Raw genomic sequence first — 17,878 nt, 5'->3', positions numbered from 1 at the left:
AAAAGAACTAACAAATAACCTAGCGCCTACGCTCAACCAATCAGCATATATAAATATACAGTGTATCCGCGGTAACGTCAAGGAAACTTTTAGACAGGATGTGAGAATAAGTGTCTTAAAAAACCATTTAAAATACACCTTTCAATTTAATAGTTCGGCTTAAACTACAAATTAAGACCTATAAATATGATTTGATCAAAGAAAAAACTGAAAAAAACGAACAAAAAAGAATTGTCAATTTTTTAAAATTTTTCCTATTCACCAACTTGCGAAAACCAAAAAAATATCACCAGTTACATTTAACTAGCGATACTCTTTAAATATTTTAAACTTAATTGCTTTCCTCAGGTCGCAACGTTGGAAACAAAAGAACATCACGAATAGAATCCGCATCAGTCAAAAGCATGACCAAACGATCAATACCAATACCTAATCCACCAGTAGGAGGCATTCCATATTCCATAGCTTCAAGGTAATCCTCATCGATCCCTTCAGCTTCATCATTACCCTCTGCCCGTTCCTTTGTCTGAGCTTCAAATCGTTGACGCTGATCAATAGGATCATTTAATTCAGTAAAAGCATTAGCGTATTCATTGCCCAAAATGAACAATTCAAAACGATCAGTAAAGCGTGGATCATCGGCATTTTTCTTTGCAAGCGGAGAAACTTCGACTGGGTGACCATAAACGAAAGTTGGATCAACGATCTTATCCTCACAAAAATCTTCAAAGAATTGATTAATGATATGGCCGACCTGCCAATAGGTCTCATAATGTACATTATTATCATCAGCCAACTGGCGAGCATCTTCTAAAGACATTTCCTGCCAAAAATCGATCCCTGTTGCTTCTTTGATCATGTCAACCATATGAACACGTCTAAACGGCTTGTTAAAATCGACCTCACTGCCTCGGTATGTTATTTTGTTATTATCGGAAACAACTTTACAAGCAGCCTTAAAGATTCCTTCTGTTTCATTCATAACATCTGTAAAATCAAAGTAAGCTGCATATGATTCAAGCATCGTAAATTCAGGATTATGTTTAGTATCGATCCCTTCATTTCGGAAGACACGTCCAATTTCATAGACACGTTCCATTCCACCAACGATCAAACGTTTTAAATGAAGCTCCAAAGCGATCCGCAAATAAAGCTCAATATCTAGCGCATTATGATGCGTTTTAAAAGGTCTGGCTGAGGCACCACCCGCTTGATTGTGCAATACAGGAGTTTCAACTTCTAAGAACCCTCCTTGATCTAAATAATTTCTAACGGCAGCAACGATCTGACTACGATGTACAAAACGATCATAACTTTCACGATTAGTGATCAGATCTAGATAACGCTGACGATAGATCTGTTCAACGTTTTGTAAGCCATGATACTTATCAGGTAGTGGACGCAAAGCCTTAGACAAAAATGTTAGCTTAGTAACACGTAGAGTCAGCTCGCCCATGTCCGTCTTGATAACTTCACCAGTCACGCCCAAAAAGTCGCCCAAATCTGAGCGCTTAAAGATATGATAATTATCTTCTCCTAAAATATCTTTACGGACATACAACTGCATTTTGCCGGTACGGTCTTGTAAATCAGCAAAACCAACTTTTCCTTTTCCTCTTTTAGCAACCATCCGCCCAGCGATCGTTGCTGTGATACCTTCATCATTTAATTCCTCTTTAGTGAGCCCTTCATATTTTTGATGAAGATCCTCGTTGTATGAATCCCTATCAAACCTATGTCCAAAGGGTGCAATACCCTCGTCACGTAATTCATCGACTTTTTGACGTCGAACCCTTAATTGGTCATTCATTGACTGTTGATTAGCCATCGATTACCCTCTCTTTCCACTTTTACATACAAAAACAGTATAGCACAACAGGCTTTTAAAGATAAACTAACATTTTTCCATTAAATGGCACGGTAAATAGTCTGCGTACAGTTATTTTAAGACCCACTTTCTCCGCTACGAAGGCTTGTAAAACTACTCAGATCGTGCCCCTTTTTCTATTTGTACTAACTCTTCTTCTGAAAAACTATATTTTGTTCCGCAAAAATGACAAACAGCTTCTGCTCCGTGATCTTGTTCGATCATTTCATTGATCTGTGTACTTGGGACTGAAGCCAATATGTCAGCAAAACGTTCTTTACTGCAATCACATTCAAATTTAACTGGTAAAGTATCTAAAACCTTGACGTTTTCTTTACCCAAGATCCGATACAATATTTCCTCTGGTGTCTGACCAGCACGCATCATTTCAGAAACCATCGGGATCTCATTTAGGCTCTCTTCTAAATTATCCACCACTGCATCACTAGCCCCAGGCATGACTTGGATCATAAAACCACCCGCGGTTGCGATCGAATTATCATCTTTAACAAAGACGGATAATCCAACTGCAGAAGGGATCTGCTCGGACTTAGCCAAATAATAAGTGAAGTCCTCGCCTAACTCACCTGAAACAAGAGGTACCTGCCCTGTAAACGGTTCTTTTAGCCCCATATCTTTTGTAACTGATAACATACCTTGGGTCCCAACCGCTTTTTTGACATCAATTTTATGCTTATCATTTAACGGTAAATGTACATGAGGGTGTTGCAAATAACCCTTGACAGTGCCCTTTGCATTACCGTCCACAACGATCCCCCCAACTGGCCCATTGCCTTGGATCTTTACCGTCAGTTTATCATCGCCAGATAAAGATGCTGCGGACAATAAAACTGTCCCTACAACACTTCTACCCAAAGCCGCTGAAGCAGCACTCCAAGTATCATGGGCACGTTGCGCATAAGCTACAGTATCAGTTGCGTCAACTGCATAGGCACGCAACTGACCATCACAAGCTAAACTTTTAACCAAATAATCACTCATGGAAATTCTCCTTTATACAAATCAATAAAATTGTTCTCGTTTTACCTTTAAATAAAACTATCAAATACTCTTAATTGCTGAAAAACAAACTTATCACACAATCTATTTTCGGATGAAATGTTTCTACAAATTGTAGCATATTGAGATTCACAATTAAAAAGAATAGTGAACAGTTTTGCTATTCACAAAAACTGTTCACTATTCTAAACTTACAGATTCAATTTAATTCTAGCTTTCATGATGTTCATCTTCACGGGGATAGAAGGTTTCAGTTTGATCCGAAGATGGATCTTGTGCATCATCTGACTGATTCTTAGCTTTCTTTTCTGCTTCCTTACGTTCAAGTGCCTTTTTCGACTCTTCAAAGGTAGCAGCTTCCTTTTCGCTAGGAAATTCATCAGTTTCATCAGATGGCATCTTGCCTGTGTTATACAAGCTCAAGATCTGCTTTTCATCCAATGTTTCGTATTGTAACAAAGCTTCAGCAATAGTCTTATGCTGTTCTCTGTGTTCCTGAATGATCTTCTTAGCTCTTGCCATCTGTTCATTAGAGATCCGGATAACTTCATCGTCGATCACATTTGCTGTTTGGCCGGAATAGTTAGGTTGACCACCGTATGGGCCTGGAGCCATACTGCTTTGTCCTTCATATTGAACAGGACCAAGCTTATTACTCATACCATATTCAGCAACCATTGCACGAGCTAATTGGGTAGCCTGCTGGAAATCATTTGAGGCACCAGATGATTGAACGTGGAAAATGATCTCCTCAGCAGCACGTCCACCCATCAAACCAGCAACTTGATCTTCTGCGTCCTTCTTCGATAGTAGACCTTGGTCTTCTTTAGGAAGCATGATCGCATAGCCGCCAGCGCGCCCACGAGGAACAATAGTGACCTTATGAACAACACGAGCATCGTTTAAGACTAAACCAATGATCGTGTGGCCAGCCTCATGGTATGCCACCGTTTGACGTTCCTTTTTATTAACAACACGGTCTCGTTTAGCAGGGCCAGCGATCACACGGTCTTCTGCTTCGTCAAGATCACTAGCGTCAACCGCTTTTTTATTACGACGTGCAGCTAATAAAGCAGCTTCGTTAAGCAGGTTTTCTAGATCAGCCCCGACAAACCCAGGTGTTTGCTTAGCGATCATCTTCAAATCCACATCTTTAGCCAAAGGTTTGTTCTTTGCATGAACTTTCAAAATAGCTTCACGTCCCTTGACATCAGGACGACCGATCAAGATCTTCCGGTCAAAACGGCCTGGACGTAGCAAGGCAGGGTCCAAAACATCAGAACGGTTAGTAGCAGCCATAACGATGACCCCTTCATCGCCTTGAAACCCATCCATTTCAACTAACAACTGATTCAAAGTCTGTTCACGTTCATCATGACCGCCGCCCATGCCGCTGCCACGTTGACGTCCGACAGCGTCAATTTCATCGATGAAGATGATAGAAGGTGCATTCTTTTTAGCATTTTCAAAAAGATCACGTACACGACTTGCACCAACACCGACAAACATTTCAACGAAATCAGAACCTGAGATCGAGAAGAAAGGAACGCCTGCCTCACCGGCAACGGCTTTAGCCAGCAAAGTTTTACCAGTACCAGGAGGACCCTCTAGCAAGACACCAGAAGGGATCCGAGCACCCAACGAAAGAAACTTACGTGGATCACGCAAGAATTCAACAACTTCGACCAACTCTTGTTTTTCCTCTTCTTCACCGGCAACATCTGAAAAACGAATTTTATTATTCTTTTTTTCAACTGGCTTAGCTTTCGACTTACCAAGGTTCATCACTTTGCCATTGCCGCCGCCTTGGCCAGCTTGACCGATCATCATATAAAAGAAGAAGATCATAAAGACAACTGGCAATAAGTAAACCAGCAACTGGATCCAAATACTACTTGATTCTTCCTCTTTGGCTCCATTTTTGACTTTATTTTTCTGTGCATATTTTTGTATTTGATCAACCGAGGAATCGTTAGTCAAAACATTAGTCGTAAATGACTTAACCTTAGGGGATTGAACATTGCCCAGACCATTAAAACCGTTAGACTTATTTTTGGACTCATGAGCCTTTTTATAAGTACCAGTGATTTTATAAGTGCTGCCCGATGGCTGCATACTAAAGTCTTTGACATTATCCTTCTGAAGTTGAGTTACGAACTGACTTGACTGGATCTGCTCTGTACTCGAATTCGATTTGCTACCGAAAAAGTAATACATCACACCCATTATTCCAAGGAAAATCACAATGTAAAACAGACTATTTTTAAGTAGTCCATTTTTCTTGTTGTTCATATTTTTCCTCCTTAAGCCTTTTCAACACGTCAAAAGACGGCCGTTAAAAATATAATAACACATTTGACCTTTTTTGACTAATATTGACGTTTAATTATCAGAATAAATTCTTGGTTTTAAAACCCCGACATATGGCAAGTTACGATAATGACCTAAATAGTCCAAACCATAGCCGACTACAAATTCATTAGGAACTTCAAAACCAACATAATCTGGAGTGACCCCTTCGACTCGGCGCTCTTTTTTATCAAGTAAAGTACAGATCTTGACAGACGCTGCCTGACGGTGATCAAATAAATCGACCAAAGTCTGTAATGTCCGTCCCGTATCGATAATGTCTTCAATTATCAAAACATTACGTCCTTCCACCGAAACATCGAGATCCTTGATGATCTTAACAGAACCTGAAGAAACTTGCGCATTACCATAGCTGGAAACTGACATGAAATCCAATTCACAATACGTATCGATCTGACGAACAATGTCGGACATAAATAGGATCGCACCCTTTAAAATACACACAACAAGCGGATCTTTATCTATATAGTCTTTTGTTATTTGTTGTCCTAGTTTTTGTGAAATTTGCTGGATATCCTCTTTACTATATAATATTTTCTCAATATCTTCATTCATGAAGCTACCTCTTTCCCCCGCTTATTTTCCTATAAATTACTATGTAATGAATTTTATCATTTACATCTTGTCGTGACAAATCAGATTTTTTATGCCCTACGACCCACAAAACATCATCATGATCATCACTAACTACCCAAACTTTTTCTCTTTGATCAGCCGGAATTTTACCATCGATCAAAATTTTTTTTACCTTTTGTTTGCCGCCTGCAGAAAGAAATTTATCTCCCGGCATGCGGTGACGCACCTCTACAGGTAAATGATCACTTGATAACTCTAAAACATCGTCATCCTTAACTGTTTTTTTCTCAGCCAAAAAAAGGCCGATTTTTTCAGTTGGACTCAAAGAGAGCCATTGATCCAAGATAAGGTTTTGCCTGAAACTGAAATCGAACGGACTTTGTTTTTGCGCAGCAGACCCAAATCCAAAAAGCCGATAATTTTTATAAAAAACTTTGTCTCCTTTCACATCCAGCTGCCCTTGGGGACGACTAGTATTTTCCAAGAGTGTCTTCATTTCATTTAGCTGCTTTTCATTGATCTGTCCAACATTTTGGTCACAGATAAAACGTAAAGATGCATTTCTCTCAGCAAAAGAATACCCTAACCACCTTCCTGTCAGGTATCCGTCAGGAGTTGATAGTTTATTTACTAGACCACTAATGTGAATTTGAGCTACTTCAAATAATTCGCTCAGTTGCTGCTGGTAAGAATTTAAGTGATCAAGCAAGTGCGGTGATTCTTCTTTTAATAAAGGTACTACCGCATGTCTGACCCTATTACGTAAATAATCATCAGACCTATTAGATTGATCTTCAAAAAAGATTAAGTCCTTTTGTTTTGCATAACTATACAAACTTTCTTTTGAAAAAAACAAGAGTGGTCTTGATAAGCAAAAATCATTTGCAAAGGGCCTCTGAAAACGGATCCCGCATAACTGTCGGAGATCGCCGCCACGCATAAGTTTCATTAAAAATGTTTCAACTTGATCATCAGCATGGTGTGCAGTTAACAAATGCTTGATACCATAATGGGACATCACATCTGCAAAAAAATGATAACGAAAGTGACGTCCTGCTTCTTCGACCCCACTATCAGGATGAGCATCTTTTGGCCAATAAGCGGTATGAAAGCGAAGATCATTAGCGCAGCAATACCGCTTGACATAGTCCGTTTCTTGCTGGCTTTCTGAACGTAAACAATGATCAACTGTGGCCACGTGGATCTGTGGCCTAACAGTGCGTGGAAGTTTTCCCAGTAAGTCCAACAGAACCATAGAATCAACTCCACCAGATACAGCCACCAATATCGGTTGACATCCGATACTGAGTTGTTGCCAAATTTGATTAAATTTTAAATTTAATTCCATCTTTTGTCACTCCAACACAAAATGTTTATTCGAACACTAATTAATGAAGTAGGAGGCACAACAAAGTTCTTTCAATGTTGTGCCTCCTAAAATTACTATATAAAAAACGACTTAACTGCGACGTCCGCCGCGTCCTCCCCGTTTTCCTTCAGTATTTCGTTTCAATGAAGTTAACCGTTCATCACTCTGCTTCATAAACCCAGCCAGTAAAGAATCAAAATCATCTTTTTCGTGTGAGTCATTTTTATGAGAACTAAAACCTCTCTTTTTATTATTATTATGACTAGACCGCTCATTGTAATTCTTGCCGCCATTATTATGGGTATGAGGCTTAGAATTATGTGCATTCTGCGAATGAGCTTGATGGCCATGATCTTGATGAGAGTCATTGGCCTTTCTGATCGAAAGAGCGATCTTGCCATCATCAGAAATAGACAAGACCTTGACTGTCACCTCATCGCCAACTGAAAGAACATCATGAATATCTTTGACAAATCCATCTGAAATCTCACTAATGTGAACTAAACCATTTTTACGCTCACCAAGATCAACAAAGGCGCCAAAGTTTGTAATACCTGAGACCTTACCAGTTACTTTTGAACCTACTTCAATTGACATATAAAATTTTTGTTCCTCCTAAGAAAATGTCTACAACAAGTATACCACGACGTTTAAGTTAATTGTACAAAAATTAAAAAGATACCTGCCTTTGTAAGAAAAGCAATGACTACGTCAAAGGTGACCACTTTCAGCCAATAACGTGACTAATCGTCATTTGTCACACTCTGAGACCGGTCCTCTGGTAAATTGTAGATCGTTTCATGCTTCTTAGAGTAGAAATATCGTTCCCTAATATACTTTTGAAGGTATTCAGGATCTTTAAGCTGCTTGACCTGCAAGTTAAGGTCAGCATTTTGAGCTTTTTGACCAGTTAATTCTTTTTTTGCAGCCCTCGTCTGCGAATTGATCTGACGCGCCTGAGTGTAATTTTTTACGATCTGCACAGAACAAATAAGTGTTACTATCAAGGCAAAAGCCAATAAAATATGCATGCGCCGTCTATGCTTTCTCTCAACTAAGTATTCTTTTTGCCTCTTCTCATTGGCAGAAGTTTGCTGACGATAGTATTCATTATTGAGGACCTTAACATTAGATTTCTTTCGCGCCATTAAAAGCGCCCCCCTAAATTTATCCGTAATAAGTTCCACTGATAGACCAATTATAACAAGAACCTTGGTAAAATTCTATTAAGTAATATTAAAATAGGTTTAAAAATAGGCTGTTTCACCCTCATTTCGCAAAACAAGTTTGAAACAGCCTCAAATGTGTCAACCAGAAAAACTACATTCTATAATCTTCCTTGTAATCTTCAGAAACGACCTCGTAAAGTTCCTCTGCTTCCCCTTTTTTCGTCGTGTCTTTTAAGTCACGAATTCGAATAGTAAGAGTCTTATTGCCAAAATTGATCACTAAAGTATCACCAACAGCAACATCACTGGATGATTTTGCCGTTTTACCATTGATCGAGATCCTTTTTTGATCTGATATCTGCTTTGCGACCGGACGCCTTTTGATAATGCGTGCAACCTTCAAAAACTTATCTAACCTCACCTTTTCACCCCATTTATTATCCAGACATAATATATTATTACATTTTAAACTTTGTTATTATTTTACTACCACCAGGAAGCGTTGCCCACTCTTCTTTAGTAAACAACTTACTTTTTATTGCGCTTCCTAAAAATAAAAATACTCCACACAAAACAGCCACAGGAACAAAAACCAACAAAGCAAGACGTGTGGTATCAAAGTACCATGACCACACGGTGAACAGTAACCAGATACCTAAAACCATCAATACCGTACATCCAGTCAATTTTACTGCAAATCTTGCCAAAGATCTGGGCGGTTGTCTGACTGATTTTGGAAGGATCAAGACTAACACTATCAAAGAAGCACCTAAGCTTAAAATCGTACACAATGATGCCCCATTTATCCCATAAATTTTGATCAGCCTGCTATTCAGTAAAACTTTGACGATCAGTGCCGTCAAAACAGCTGCCAGTGTTCCAGTAAAATTACCTCCACTCTGCAAAATAGAGTTGTAGATACTGATCAACGAGATCAAAGGTACACTTATAACGTAAATACTTAAAGTTAAACTTAACTTAGAATCACCAAACAGAAGGATGTTGATTTGAGGCATCAAAGTTATCATGCCTATAACAGCTGCTACAGACAAGGCAACACCCACATGCAGCATGGTCGTTGCGATCTGTTTGTAGGTTTGCACCTTTTTATTTTTCAAAGCCGTTGTTAATGACGGCAAGAGTGTTGAAGAAAAACTGATAGCAAGTGTCATGCCTAATTGAACCAAAGGTTGCCCACGATCATAGATACCTTTAGTAAATTTAGCTGAATCGATCGACAAGCCAAAACTATGCAAGGAACTCATCACTGTAAATGAATCAACTAACTGCAAGAGGACCATCAATGAAGAAAACAAGCAAATTATCATTCCATCCTTAAAGATAAGTTGGCCCGCTATGCGATATTTCTCTTTGGAAGCATTAAAATCATGTCTGCGAAAAAAGTGTTTCCAAAAAGTTATAAAAGTCAGCGCTGCAACGACCGCTCCGACCACTGATCCTAACATTGCAACTGATCCTGTTTGATAAACCGACCATTGCAAGTGCGTCGATAATAATGCTGCTCCAATTATCAAAGCCACACGAACAAACTGTTCACTGACCTGGGAAATAGCAGTTGGGATCATATTAAAAGTCCCTTGATAATAGCCGCGCGCTATCGCTAAAAACGGCATCAGTAAAAATATCCAAGAAACACTTGAAATAAGTGGTGCTAGTTGTGTATCTCCCATCAGCTGTGCGATTTTTTGCGCACCTAATTGCAAAAAAAGAAAAGTAATATCGCTAATGAAGACAAGATAACAAATATCACTGAAAGCAAGCGCATCCGCTTGCTTTCATCGCTTTCTTGTGCCACTAGTTTGGAAATAAAAACCGGAAATCCATTTAAAGCAAAAGTCATTCCGATCCCATAAAGCGGGTATATTTGCTGATAGACATAAAAGCCCGTATTTCCGACAATATTTTGAAATGGAATTCGATAAACAGCACTTAAAAATTTAGCTATCAAAGCCGAGATCGTTAAGATCAGTGCACCATTCATCGTCTTTTTTACTTGCTCATTTTTCACTAATTTTCAACTGCTTTCTTAGTAGGAACAGTTAATGCATCTGCCAAGCTTTGCGTTAATTTTTGTAACTGAACTACGACATCGCTCACTTTCATTTTTGGCTGAATAAACAAAGCGATCTTCATTTGCTTTTCTCCAGGTTCCAACGTTGCACTGAATTTTGTCTGTGCAACAGCCTTCAACAATTGCTTAGCATTAAATTTCTGTGTAGCTGTCGGGCTTAGTTCGACTATAATTTTCTTGTCATTTTGTTTGATAGAGTCGATCATTGCTTGATCGGCATACATTTTTAGTAAACCAATATCCAGTAAAGTTGCAACTTCTTGAGAGTATTCACCGAAACGATCTATCAAGTCGTCCTGAACTTCAACATACTCATCTTTAGACTGCAACTGATGTACACGTTTATATATTTCGATCTTCTGACGTGGATCTTCAATATATGTTCCCGGCAAATATGCTTCAACATCCAAATTGATCTCAGTATCAGTTTTTTCTTGAACCTTTTTGCCACGTTTTTTGGCAACTGATTCGTTTAACATTTGGGTATAAAGATCATAACCAACAGAATCAATAAAACCGTGCTGCTGCTTACCTAAAATGTTTCCAGCTCCCCTAATAGATAGGTCACGCATGGCGATCTTAAATCCAGAGCCCAGTTCAGTAAAATCTTTGATCGCCTCCAGCCTTTTTTCACTGACTTCGTTCAATATTTTATCTTGCTGATACATAAAATAAGAATATGCAACACGACTGGAACGACCAACTCGACCGCGTAACTGATATAACTGCGCTAACCCCATACGATCTGCGTTCTCAACAAATAACGTATTAACATTCGGAATATCAACGCCAGTCTCTATAATAGTTGTGGTCACTAAAACATCATATTCACCATCAATAAAATCATACAAAATACGTTCCATTTGATTCTCACTCATTCGTCCATGAATATACGCGATCTTCGCATCAGGTACCAATGCCTGCAATTCATCGGCTACCTTTTCGATATCCATGACTCGGTTATGCAAGTAAAAAACCTGACCTCCCCGAGACATTTCCCTTCTGATCGCGTCGACCACAACACCATAATTTTGCTCCATCACATAGGTTTGGATCGGATAGCGGTTCATTGGAGCTGTCTCGATCACAGAGAGATCTCTGACACCAAGCATAGACATATTTAACGTACGTGGGATCGGTGTAGCGGTCAAAGTTAATACATCAACGTTAGCTTTGAGCTGCTTTAATCTCTCTTTGTGTTTAACACCAAACCGCTGCTCCTCATCCACGATCAATAAACCGAGGTCAGCAAACTTAACGTCCTGAGACAACAAACGGTGGGTGCCTACTAAGATATCACACATTCCCTCTCGTGTATCTTTAATAGTTTGACCTGCTTGTTTTTTTGTCACAAAACGGGATAAAAGCCCAATCTCAACAGGAAAACCTGTAAATCGTTCAACTAAAGTCTCATAATGCTGCTGTGCCAAAACGGTAGTTGGCGCCAGAAAAGCAACCTGTTTGCCATCTTGAATAGCCTTAAAGGCCGCACGCATCGCAACTTCCGTCTTACCGTAGCCAACATCACCTATCAAGAGCCGGTCCATAGGCTTTTCTTTTTCCATGTCTCTTTTGACCTCATCGGCACTCCGCAATTGATCAGGAGTCTCAGTGTAAGGAAACGCATCTTCAAATTCTCGTTGGTAGCTGTTATCCTTTGAAAAGGCGAAGCCCTTCTCGGCTTCTCTTTTAGAATACAAGTCAACCAAGTCATCTGCAACGTCTTCAATCTTGCCTGCGACTCGTTTTTTCGTCTTGGTCCATTCACTACCTCCCAATTTATTGATATGTGGTGTCTTCGCTTCCGAAGAAACGTATTTTTGCACTCGATCTAACTGTTTGACCGGAATAAACAATTGCGCATCATTTTGATAGTCAATAGTTAGATAATCTTGGTGTTTACCATCAACTTCCATGGTCTGCATACCCATAAAACGTCCAATACCGTGATTAACGTGAACAACATAGTCGCCTTTTTTTAAATCAGTATAGTTCTTTAGCCGTTCGGTATTTTTCATCGTTTGCCGCTTAGGCTGCTTTTTTGTTGCCTTTGCAAACAATTCATTTTCAGTCAGAACAACTAGCCTAGCTTGTGGTAGTTCAAAGCCGGTCCGTAAAGTACCAGACACTACTTGAACTGTTTTTTCTTGCAGTCCGTCATCTTTAGTAATAATGCTCGGTATCTCAAAATCATCTAAAGTCTGCGAAATTTTTGCGATCCGTTCATTATCCGGAATGAAAATAACTACTGTTTGACCCTGTTTCCTCCACCGATCCGTTTCAGTTTTCAACATTGGCATCTGTCCAAAAAACTGTTGAACTGCACGCGCTTTAATATCTAATATTTGGTTAAAACGAAGCCGCCCCATCCCTTTTTGAAAAAGAGATAAAAATATCTGCGTGTGCTTATCATTTTGCTCTCTGGACCTGATATCAACGGCTAACTGGGTATCTGGCAAAGCGCTTTGATGTTTCAGCTTATCTGTCAACCACTCAGCATTTTGGTTGTTCAAGTCATTTTCTTTATCCAATAAGCGAGAGTAGTCATCAAAAATCACGAAGGCATCCGGAGCCAAATAATCCAGCAAACCCTTCTTCTCAGGAAAAATATCCGCAGCAAAAACATGATACGCATCACTTAAATTACCCTTTTCAAGGTCAGCAATAACTGTTTCAAAATTACGCGTTAACTGTTTTTTAGCATCGAGGTCTTGCAGATCTTTTAAATATTTTTGGTAGTTTTGCTCGATCTTCTTGGCAGCTTTTTGCAAAGTACCCTGGAACGCTATAAAATCAGTAGCAGGTAAAACAGTAGCCTGATCAATGTTTTTGATACTTCTTTGATCTGTTGAATCAAATGAACGTAGTGAATCTATCTCTGTGTCAAACAGATCACAACGCAGTGGATACTCCTCATTTAAGCTGTAAATATCTAAGATCGAGCCTCTGATCGCAAAGTCACCTGGTCGTTCAACCATTTTTTGCCTAGTATAACCCATCGTGGTTAAAAGACGAGCAGTTTCTTCCAGATCTATATCATTACCAACTTTAAGTTTGAACTGGCTCTTTTTCCAAACCTCTGTTGACGGTAAAAAACGAGTTAGTCCCGCAGTTGAAGTTACTATAATTGCCGGTTGTTTACTAATCAGAGCATTTAATGCTCGTACTCTCTGACTTTTAAAATCTGGTGAGCTCGTTGCTATCTCTTCAGCCATCATTTCGTCTACAGGAAATAAAAAGACAGTCTCCTCTCCTAACAAACTGCTTAAGTCATCAGCTGCTTGTTGGGCATGATACAGGTCATCAGTAACAACAATTTCCGATTTTCCTTTTTCAAGAAAAAGTTCCGCCAACATCACAGTTTTTGAAGAGCCGTTAAGTCCTGTCAACAAATGATGCCCGCCATTTAAATTTTTTTGCCAGTTGTCATATTCTGGGACCTGACCAAAAAGATCCGTGACTTTCATTATTATATAGCCTCCTAATTAAACCGATTCATTGCATTCATAAAAGTATTTCCAGCTATCCAGTACTCGATCGCATCACTAGCCTGAGAAATAGCATCCTTCATTAAAGGACGTTCATCGGACGAAAAGCGTGACAAGACCCAATTAACAACGGACATTTGCTGTGGGTGATCGACCCCGACCTTGACGCGTTTAAAATCCTGGGTATGGACATGTGCGATCACACTTTTGATCCCATTATGTCCGCCCGCCGATCCTCTTTGACGCAAACGGATCCGCCCAAGGTTAAGATCCATATCATCGTGAACAATTATCAAGTCTTCAACAGCGATCTTAAAATAGTCCATCAAGGGACCTACCGCCCGTCCAGAATCGTTCATTAGAGTTGTTGGTTTAACCAGCAATACCTTTTCGCCATCAATAAAAGCCGTAGCGATCAGTGAGTTAAATTTTTCTTTATCGAAATCCACATTATAACGGTGCGCTAATTCTTCCACGACTGAAAAGCCTACATTATGACGTGTGCTTTCATATTTCTTACCAACATTGCCTAAACCAACGATCATTTTCATGTTTTTGCATCCCTTATTTTCAAATATTAACTTGTGCACAATATAGCTTTTATAAAGTGGCTTTAAAAACGTTTCCATCAATATTATGCGCCAAAAAGCGGCTGAGTTCATAAATCACACTCAGCTGCCCTTCTTTTGTTTAAAACCTATTATAGCATGAATCTTTCATATCTTATTGAAAAAGGCGCCATTTTTTTGAAATTAATAATCACACTTTCAGAAAACATGTTATACTATGAGTGTGTTAAAAATGTCACTTAATTGAGAAAGGACGATCTATTGTGTCAATTACACAAAATCATCAAAAAGTTATTTTAGTAGGAGATGGCGCTGTTGGTTCTAGTTACGCCTATGCCATGGCCATTCAAGGCATTGCCGAAGAGATCGGGATCGTTGATGTCATCAAGGAACGTACTGAAGGTGATGCATTAGACTTAGTCGATGCCACTGGTTATACGTATCCTAAGAAGATCTATTCCGCTGAATATTCAGATTGTGAAGATGCTGATCTTGTTGTGATCACGGCTGGCGCTGCACAAAAGCCTGGTGAAACACGTCTTGACTTGGTCAATAAGAACCTTAAAATTTTGTCAAGTGTTGTTAAACCAGTTGTCGACTCAGGTTTCTCTGGTATCTTTTTAGTTGCCGCAAACCCAGTTGACATCTTGACTTATGCAACTTGGAAATTTTCTGGTTTCCCAAAGGAACGTGTTTTAGGTTCAGGCACTTCCTTGGATACTGCTCGTTTACGTGTTGCAATGTCTGACTTAACAGGTATCAAGGATCCTCGTTCAATGCATGCTTATATCGTGGGCGAACATGGTGATTCTGAATTCGCTGCTTATTCTTCCGCAACTATTGGTGGTGTCCCATTCTTAGACTGGGCAAATGAACACAACATCTCGCAAGAAACATTAGATAAGATGGAAGAAGACGTCCGTAACAAGGCATACACGATCATTCAAAAGAAAGGTGCTACTTTCTACGGTGTTGCTACTGCTTTGTCACGTATTTCACGGGCCATTTTGCGTGATGAAGATACAGTCTTGCCAGTTTCTGTGTGCATGGACGGTCAATATGGTTTAAATGACATTTATATCGGAACACCAGCCGTTGTTAATGCAAGTGGCGTCGTTCAAATCGTTGAAGTCCCCCTTAGCAAAAAAGAGCACGATCAAATGACTTCTTCTGCTAAAACACTGAGAGAGATCTTAACAACTGGTTTTGCTAACTTAGAGGAAAGCCAAAAGAAGTAAATCAAACAATAATTAATCAGCAATGATTCGCTCAATTCAAATCGGATCATTGCTTTTTTATAACCAAATATTATACGTTACGCCTTCCAAGCACAAACAGCCTCCTGGTTTCACACCAGAAGGCTAAATTCTTGAGTTGATTATCCAATAGGGTTCTTAGAATGTATATTTGTTGCATCAACTATAAGTCTAACAATTTGGAAAACGTATGCTCCATACCACTATAGAAAATTTAGGACTGAAGATCCTCAATTTCTGAGACTTTAAAGTTCTTACGTTCCAAGTTGGCAACGATCTTATCTAACTTCTCATGACTAACGTCGGCAGGAAGAGTAAACATTGTCCGATGCACAAGTTCACCAGCTTGGACGTCTAAGGTGATACAGCTTGAGATCGATGTATACTTAGTAATAATTCTTGCCATATCGACCAAATCACCACGCTCATCACTTGAAACAACAGTTAGTACATAGCTACCAATATTGACGTTCCATGATTGTGAAAGCATTTCCAGTAATCTGTTATGAGTCAGGATGCCATAAAAATTGTTTTTTTCATCAAGAACAGTAATATAAGGAAGATCACGGATAGTAAAGAAAACACTAAAGAAAGCGGAATCCAGAGAAATAAATTTTGATGCATTTTTCAACAAATTTGTCACCGGTAAAGACATATCTCCGCCACGAGATTTATGACGATAAATGTGCATTTTGTAGATATTTCCCCGGAAAATTTTACCTGTCTTATCTAAAATGGGCACACAACGATAACCAGAGTCTTCAAGGACATCCAGAGCTTGTTGGAGGGTAAAATCTTCTTGAACAGTAGTTAATTCGTTTTTTGGTTTGATTAAAGTCTTGAGTAACATATGATTTCCTCGCTTTTATAAAAATAATTTATTATAAATCAATGATAACATATTACTAAACTAAAACACTATAAAACATACCATCGCCACCACTTAAAACCGCCAAACAAAGAAAGTAACGGGAACATTTAGTGGGCTTCACAAGCTTTGTGGAACCAACTATTCAATAAAAAAGAAGTTCAAATTTAAAGTACTTGTTAAACTTTTTCTCATTAAAATCAATTTTAATTTGCTCAACAAGACCAGCCTATTTTTCAGACTGAATAACCTCAACTACCAGATCAACAAAATCTCTTTTTGGATGAAATTCATCATGAATTATATAAGTGACCTTAACAACTTGCCACAATGACTGGTTATCTCCAAGCATCAAATTATCACCAACATGAGGCACAAATGGAAGCTCCACCATCATTTTACCGGACCCCTTAACGATCGGAGCATTAGAATTAATTTGTGCACGAAACATGACTGACTCCTCCTCTTTGTACTTTGCTTTTTATAGCCGACATCAACACCTAAATGCCCTCTTTATTCCATCAGTAAAAATATGTAATTCTGTGTTCACAATTTAATGGCGCTTTTTTTTATGTACAACAGACAAGCCAACACTGACCTTGAGAGCCTGATCAACTAATTCCATATTATGTGGGTCAAGATGCATAATTCTTTCACGTAACCGCTGCTTATCGATCGTTCTGACCTGTTCCAATAAAACAACAGAATCCCTTTCCAACCCGCCCTTTGCTTTTTTCAAACCGACATGTGTCGGCATCTTAGGCTTTGCAATTTTTGAGGTGATCGCGGCGATCACCACGGTTGGACTAAATTTATTACCAATGTTATTTTGAATGACTAAAACGGGACGCATACCACCTTGTTCGGAACCAACGACCGGTGACAGATCGGCATAATAAATATCGCCACGTTTAATTTCTTTTTCAGACATATACTACCACCTCTTCTCGTACCATCAATGTTTATTTTTAAAACTTAGAAAAATCGCTCTCGCAAGACAAAAATTCATGGCAGATCTCTTCATTCAGTTCTGCCATTTCACAATAACCAATGATCAGATCATACAGTTCAGAACGCTTCTTCAACGCATAATCAAAAACTGCTTGGTCATTTAACAAGGTCTGCGGCTCGATCGAAAAATAATCACAAAATAACTTGAGTTCTTGCTCATTCATTGACCTGTCCGAATTTCCAAAGTTTTTATCTTGTACCATAGCCACCACATTCCTTTATT

Annotated in this window: 15 protein-coding genes and 1 pseudogene; 1 reads left to right on the top strand and 15 read right to left on the bottom strand. The window is 39.1% G+C overall.

Annotated features, from left to right (window positions below; all coding sequences use genetic code 11):
• Positions 1-331: 331 nt before the first annotated feature.
• The 11 genes and pseudogenes from lysS to pth form a co-directional block, all read right to left on the bottom strand.
• A complete protein-coding gene (gene lysS / locus AC3XNE_RS07935; protein WP_489831558.1) occupies positions 332-1,828 on the bottom strand; it encodes a lysine--tRNA ligase in 1,497 nt (498 codons plus the stop codon).
• Positions 1,829-1,981: 153 nt separating this feature from the next.
• On the bottom strand, positions 1,982-2,869 hold the full coding sequence (hslO, locus tag AC3XNE_RS07930) for an Hsp33 family molecular chaperone HslO (RefSeq protein ID WP_489831557.1): 888 nt from the start codon (positions 2,867-2,869) through the stop codon (positions 1,982-1,984).
• Between the two features lie 228 nt (positions 2,870-3,097).
• Positions 3,098-5,179 (bottom strand): ATP-dependent zinc metalloprotease FtsH, encoded by a 2,082-nt coding sequence (ftsH, locus tag AC3XNE_RS07925; RefSeq protein WP_489831556.1) that lies wholly within the window; start codon positions 5,177-5,179, stop codon positions 3,098-3,100.
• Positions 5,180-5,269: 90 nt separating this feature from the next.
• Positions 5,270-5,812 (bottom strand): hypoxanthine phosphoribosyltransferase, encoded by a 543-nt coding sequence (hpt, locus tag AC3XNE_RS07920; RefSeq protein ID WP_489831555.1) that lies wholly within the window; start codon positions 5,810-5,812, stop codon positions 5,270-5,272.
• A gap of 4 nt (positions 5,813-5,816) precedes the next feature.
• Positions 5,817-7,181, bottom strand: a complete 1,365-nt coding sequence (tilS, locus tag AC3XNE_RS07915) for a tRNA lysidine(34) synthetase TilS (RefSeq protein ID WP_489831554.1) — start codon at positions 7,179-7,181, stop codon at positions 5,817-5,819.
• A 111-nt stretch (positions 7,182-7,292) separates the two neighbouring features.
• Complete coding sequence (locus AC3XNE_RS07910) at positions 7,293-7,799, bottom strand: S1 domain-containing RNA-binding protein (protein ID WP_489831553.1); 507 nt, start codon at positions 7,797-7,799, stop codon at positions 7,293-7,295.
• Between the two features lie 146 nt (positions 7,800-7,945).
• The gene (locus AC3XNE_RS07905; RefSeq protein ID WP_489831552.1) at positions 7,946-8,350 is read right to left on the bottom strand and encodes an FtsB family cell division protein; all 405 of its coding nucleotides are present in this window, start codon (positions 8,348-8,350) and stop codon (positions 7,946-7,948) included.
• 172 nt (positions 8,351-8,522) lie between these two features.
• A complete protein-coding gene (locus AC3XNE_RS07900; RefSeq protein WP_489831551.1) occupies positions 8,523-8,792 on the bottom strand; it encodes an RNA-binding S4 domain-containing protein in 270 nt (89 codons plus the stop codon).
• 37 nt (positions 8,793-8,829) lie between these two features.
• Positions 8,830-10,373 (bottom strand): annotated as a pseudogene (locus tag AC3XNE_RS07895) (putative polysaccharide biosynthesis protein).
• A gap of 26 nt (positions 10,374-10,399) precedes the next feature.
• Entirely contained in the window at positions 10,400-13,930 is a 3,531-nt protein-coding gene (gene mfd / locus AC3XNE_RS07890; RefSeq protein WP_489831550.1) for a transcription-repair coupling factor, read from the bottom strand.
• A gap of 14 nt (positions 13,931-13,944) precedes the next feature.
• Positions 13,945-14,502 (bottom strand): aminoacyl-tRNA hydrolase, encoded by a 558-nt coding sequence (pth, locus tag AC3XNE_RS07885; protein ID WP_489831549.1) that lies wholly within the window; start codon positions 14,500-14,502, stop codon positions 13,945-13,947.
• A gap of 281 nt (positions 14,503-14,783) precedes the next feature.
• Between pth and AC3XNE_RS07880 the strand changes: the two genes are divergently transcribed.
• Positions 14,784-15,758 (top strand): L-lactate dehydrogenase, encoded by a 975-nt coding sequence (locus AC3XNE_RS07880; RefSeq protein WP_489831548.1) that lies wholly within the window; start codon positions 14,784-14,786, stop codon positions 15,756-15,758.
• 232 nt (positions 15,759-15,990) lie between these two features.
• Here AC3XNE_RS07880 and cbpA read toward each other — a convergent pair whose 3' ends face one another.
• The 4 genes from cbpA to AC3XNE_RS07860 all read right to left on the bottom strand — a co-directional run bounded on the left by cbpA (position 15,991) and on the right by AC3XNE_RS07860 (position 17,858).
• Positions 15,991-16,626 (bottom strand): cyclic di-AMP binding protein CbpA, encoded by a 636-nt coding sequence (cbpA, locus tag AC3XNE_RS07875; RefSeq protein ID WP_489831547.1) that lies wholly within the window; start codon positions 16,624-16,626, stop codon positions 15,991-15,993.
• A 247-nt stretch (positions 16,627-16,873) separates the two neighbouring features.
• Positions 16,874-17,095 carry a hypothetical protein gene (locus AC3XNE_RS07870; RefSeq protein WP_489831546.1) on the bottom strand — a complete coding sequence of 74 codons (222 nt, stop codon included), beginning with the start codon at positions 17,093-17,095 and terminating at the stop codon, positions 16,874-16,876.
• A 102-nt stretch (positions 17,096-17,197) separates the two neighbouring features.
• Positions 17,198-17,575, bottom strand: coding sequence for a type II toxin-antitoxin system PemK/MazF family toxin (locus AC3XNE_RS07865; protein ID WP_489831545.1), 378 nt, complete (start codon positions 17,573-17,575; stop codon positions 17,198-17,200).
• A 37-nt stretch (positions 17,576-17,612) separates the two neighbouring features.
• The gene (locus tag AC3XNE_RS07860; RefSeq protein ID WP_489831544.1) at positions 17,613-17,858 is read right to left on the bottom strand and encodes a hypothetical protein; all 246 of its coding nucleotides are present in this window, start codon (positions 17,856-17,858) and stop codon (positions 17,613-17,615) included.
• Positions 17,859-17,878 lie beyond the last annotated feature (20 nt).

It is taken from the genome of Ligilactobacillus sp. JN-6 (Y).1, assembly GCF_058111525.1.
This window is presented reverse-complemented; position numbering and strand designations above follow the sequence as displayed.

Bases quoted from the DNA above. Each gene is read 5' to 3' on its own strand.
- lysS (WP_489831558.1), bottom strand. From the start codon at position 1,828: ATGGCTAATCAACAGTCAATGAATGACCAATTAAGGGTTCGACGTCAA.
- hslO (WP_489831557.1), bottom strand. From the start codon at position 2,869: ATGAGTGATTATTTGGTTAAAAGTTTAGCTTGTGATGGTCAGTTGCGT.
- ftsH (WP_489831556.1), bottom strand. From the start codon at position 5,179: ATGAACAACAAGAAAAATGGACTACTTAAAAATAGTCTGTTTTACATT.
- hpt (WP_489831555.1), bottom strand. From the start codon at position 5,812: ATGAATGAAGATATTGAGAAAATATTATATAGTAAAGAGGATATCCAG.
- tilS (WP_489831554.1), bottom strand. From the start codon at position 7,181: ATGGAATTAAATTTAAAATTTAATCAAATTTGGCAACAACTCAGTATC.
- AC3XNE_RS07910 (WP_489831553.1), bottom strand. From the start codon at position 7,799: ATGTCAATTGAAGTAGGTTCAAAAGTAACTGGTAAGGTCTCAGGTATT.
- AC3XNE_RS07905 (WP_489831552.1), bottom strand. From the start codon at position 8,350: ATGGCGCGAAAGAAATCTAATGTTAAGGTCCTCAATAATGAATACTAT.
- mfd (WP_489831550.1), bottom strand. From the start codon at position 13,930: ATGAAAGTCACGGATCTTTTTGGTCAGGTCCCAGAATATGACAACTGG.
- pth (WP_489831549.1), bottom strand. From the start codon at position 14,502: ATGAAAATGATCGTTGGTTTAGGCAATGTTGGTAAGAAATATGAAAGC.
- cbpA (WP_489831547.1), bottom strand. From the start codon at position 16,626: ATGTTACTCAAGACTTTAATCAAACCAAAAAACGAATTAACTACTGTT.
- AC3XNE_RS07870 (WP_489831546.1), bottom strand. From the start codon at position 17,095: ATGTTTCGTGCACAAATTAATTCTAATGCTCCGATCGTTAAGGGGTCC.
- AC3XNE_RS07865 (WP_489831545.1), bottom strand. From the start codon at position 17,575: ATGTCTGAAAAAGAAATTAAACGTGGCGATATTTATTATGCCGATCTG.
- AC3XNE_RS07860 (WP_489831544.1), bottom strand. From the start codon at position 17,858: ATGGTACAAGATAAAAACTTTGGAAATTCGGACAGGTCAATGAATGAG.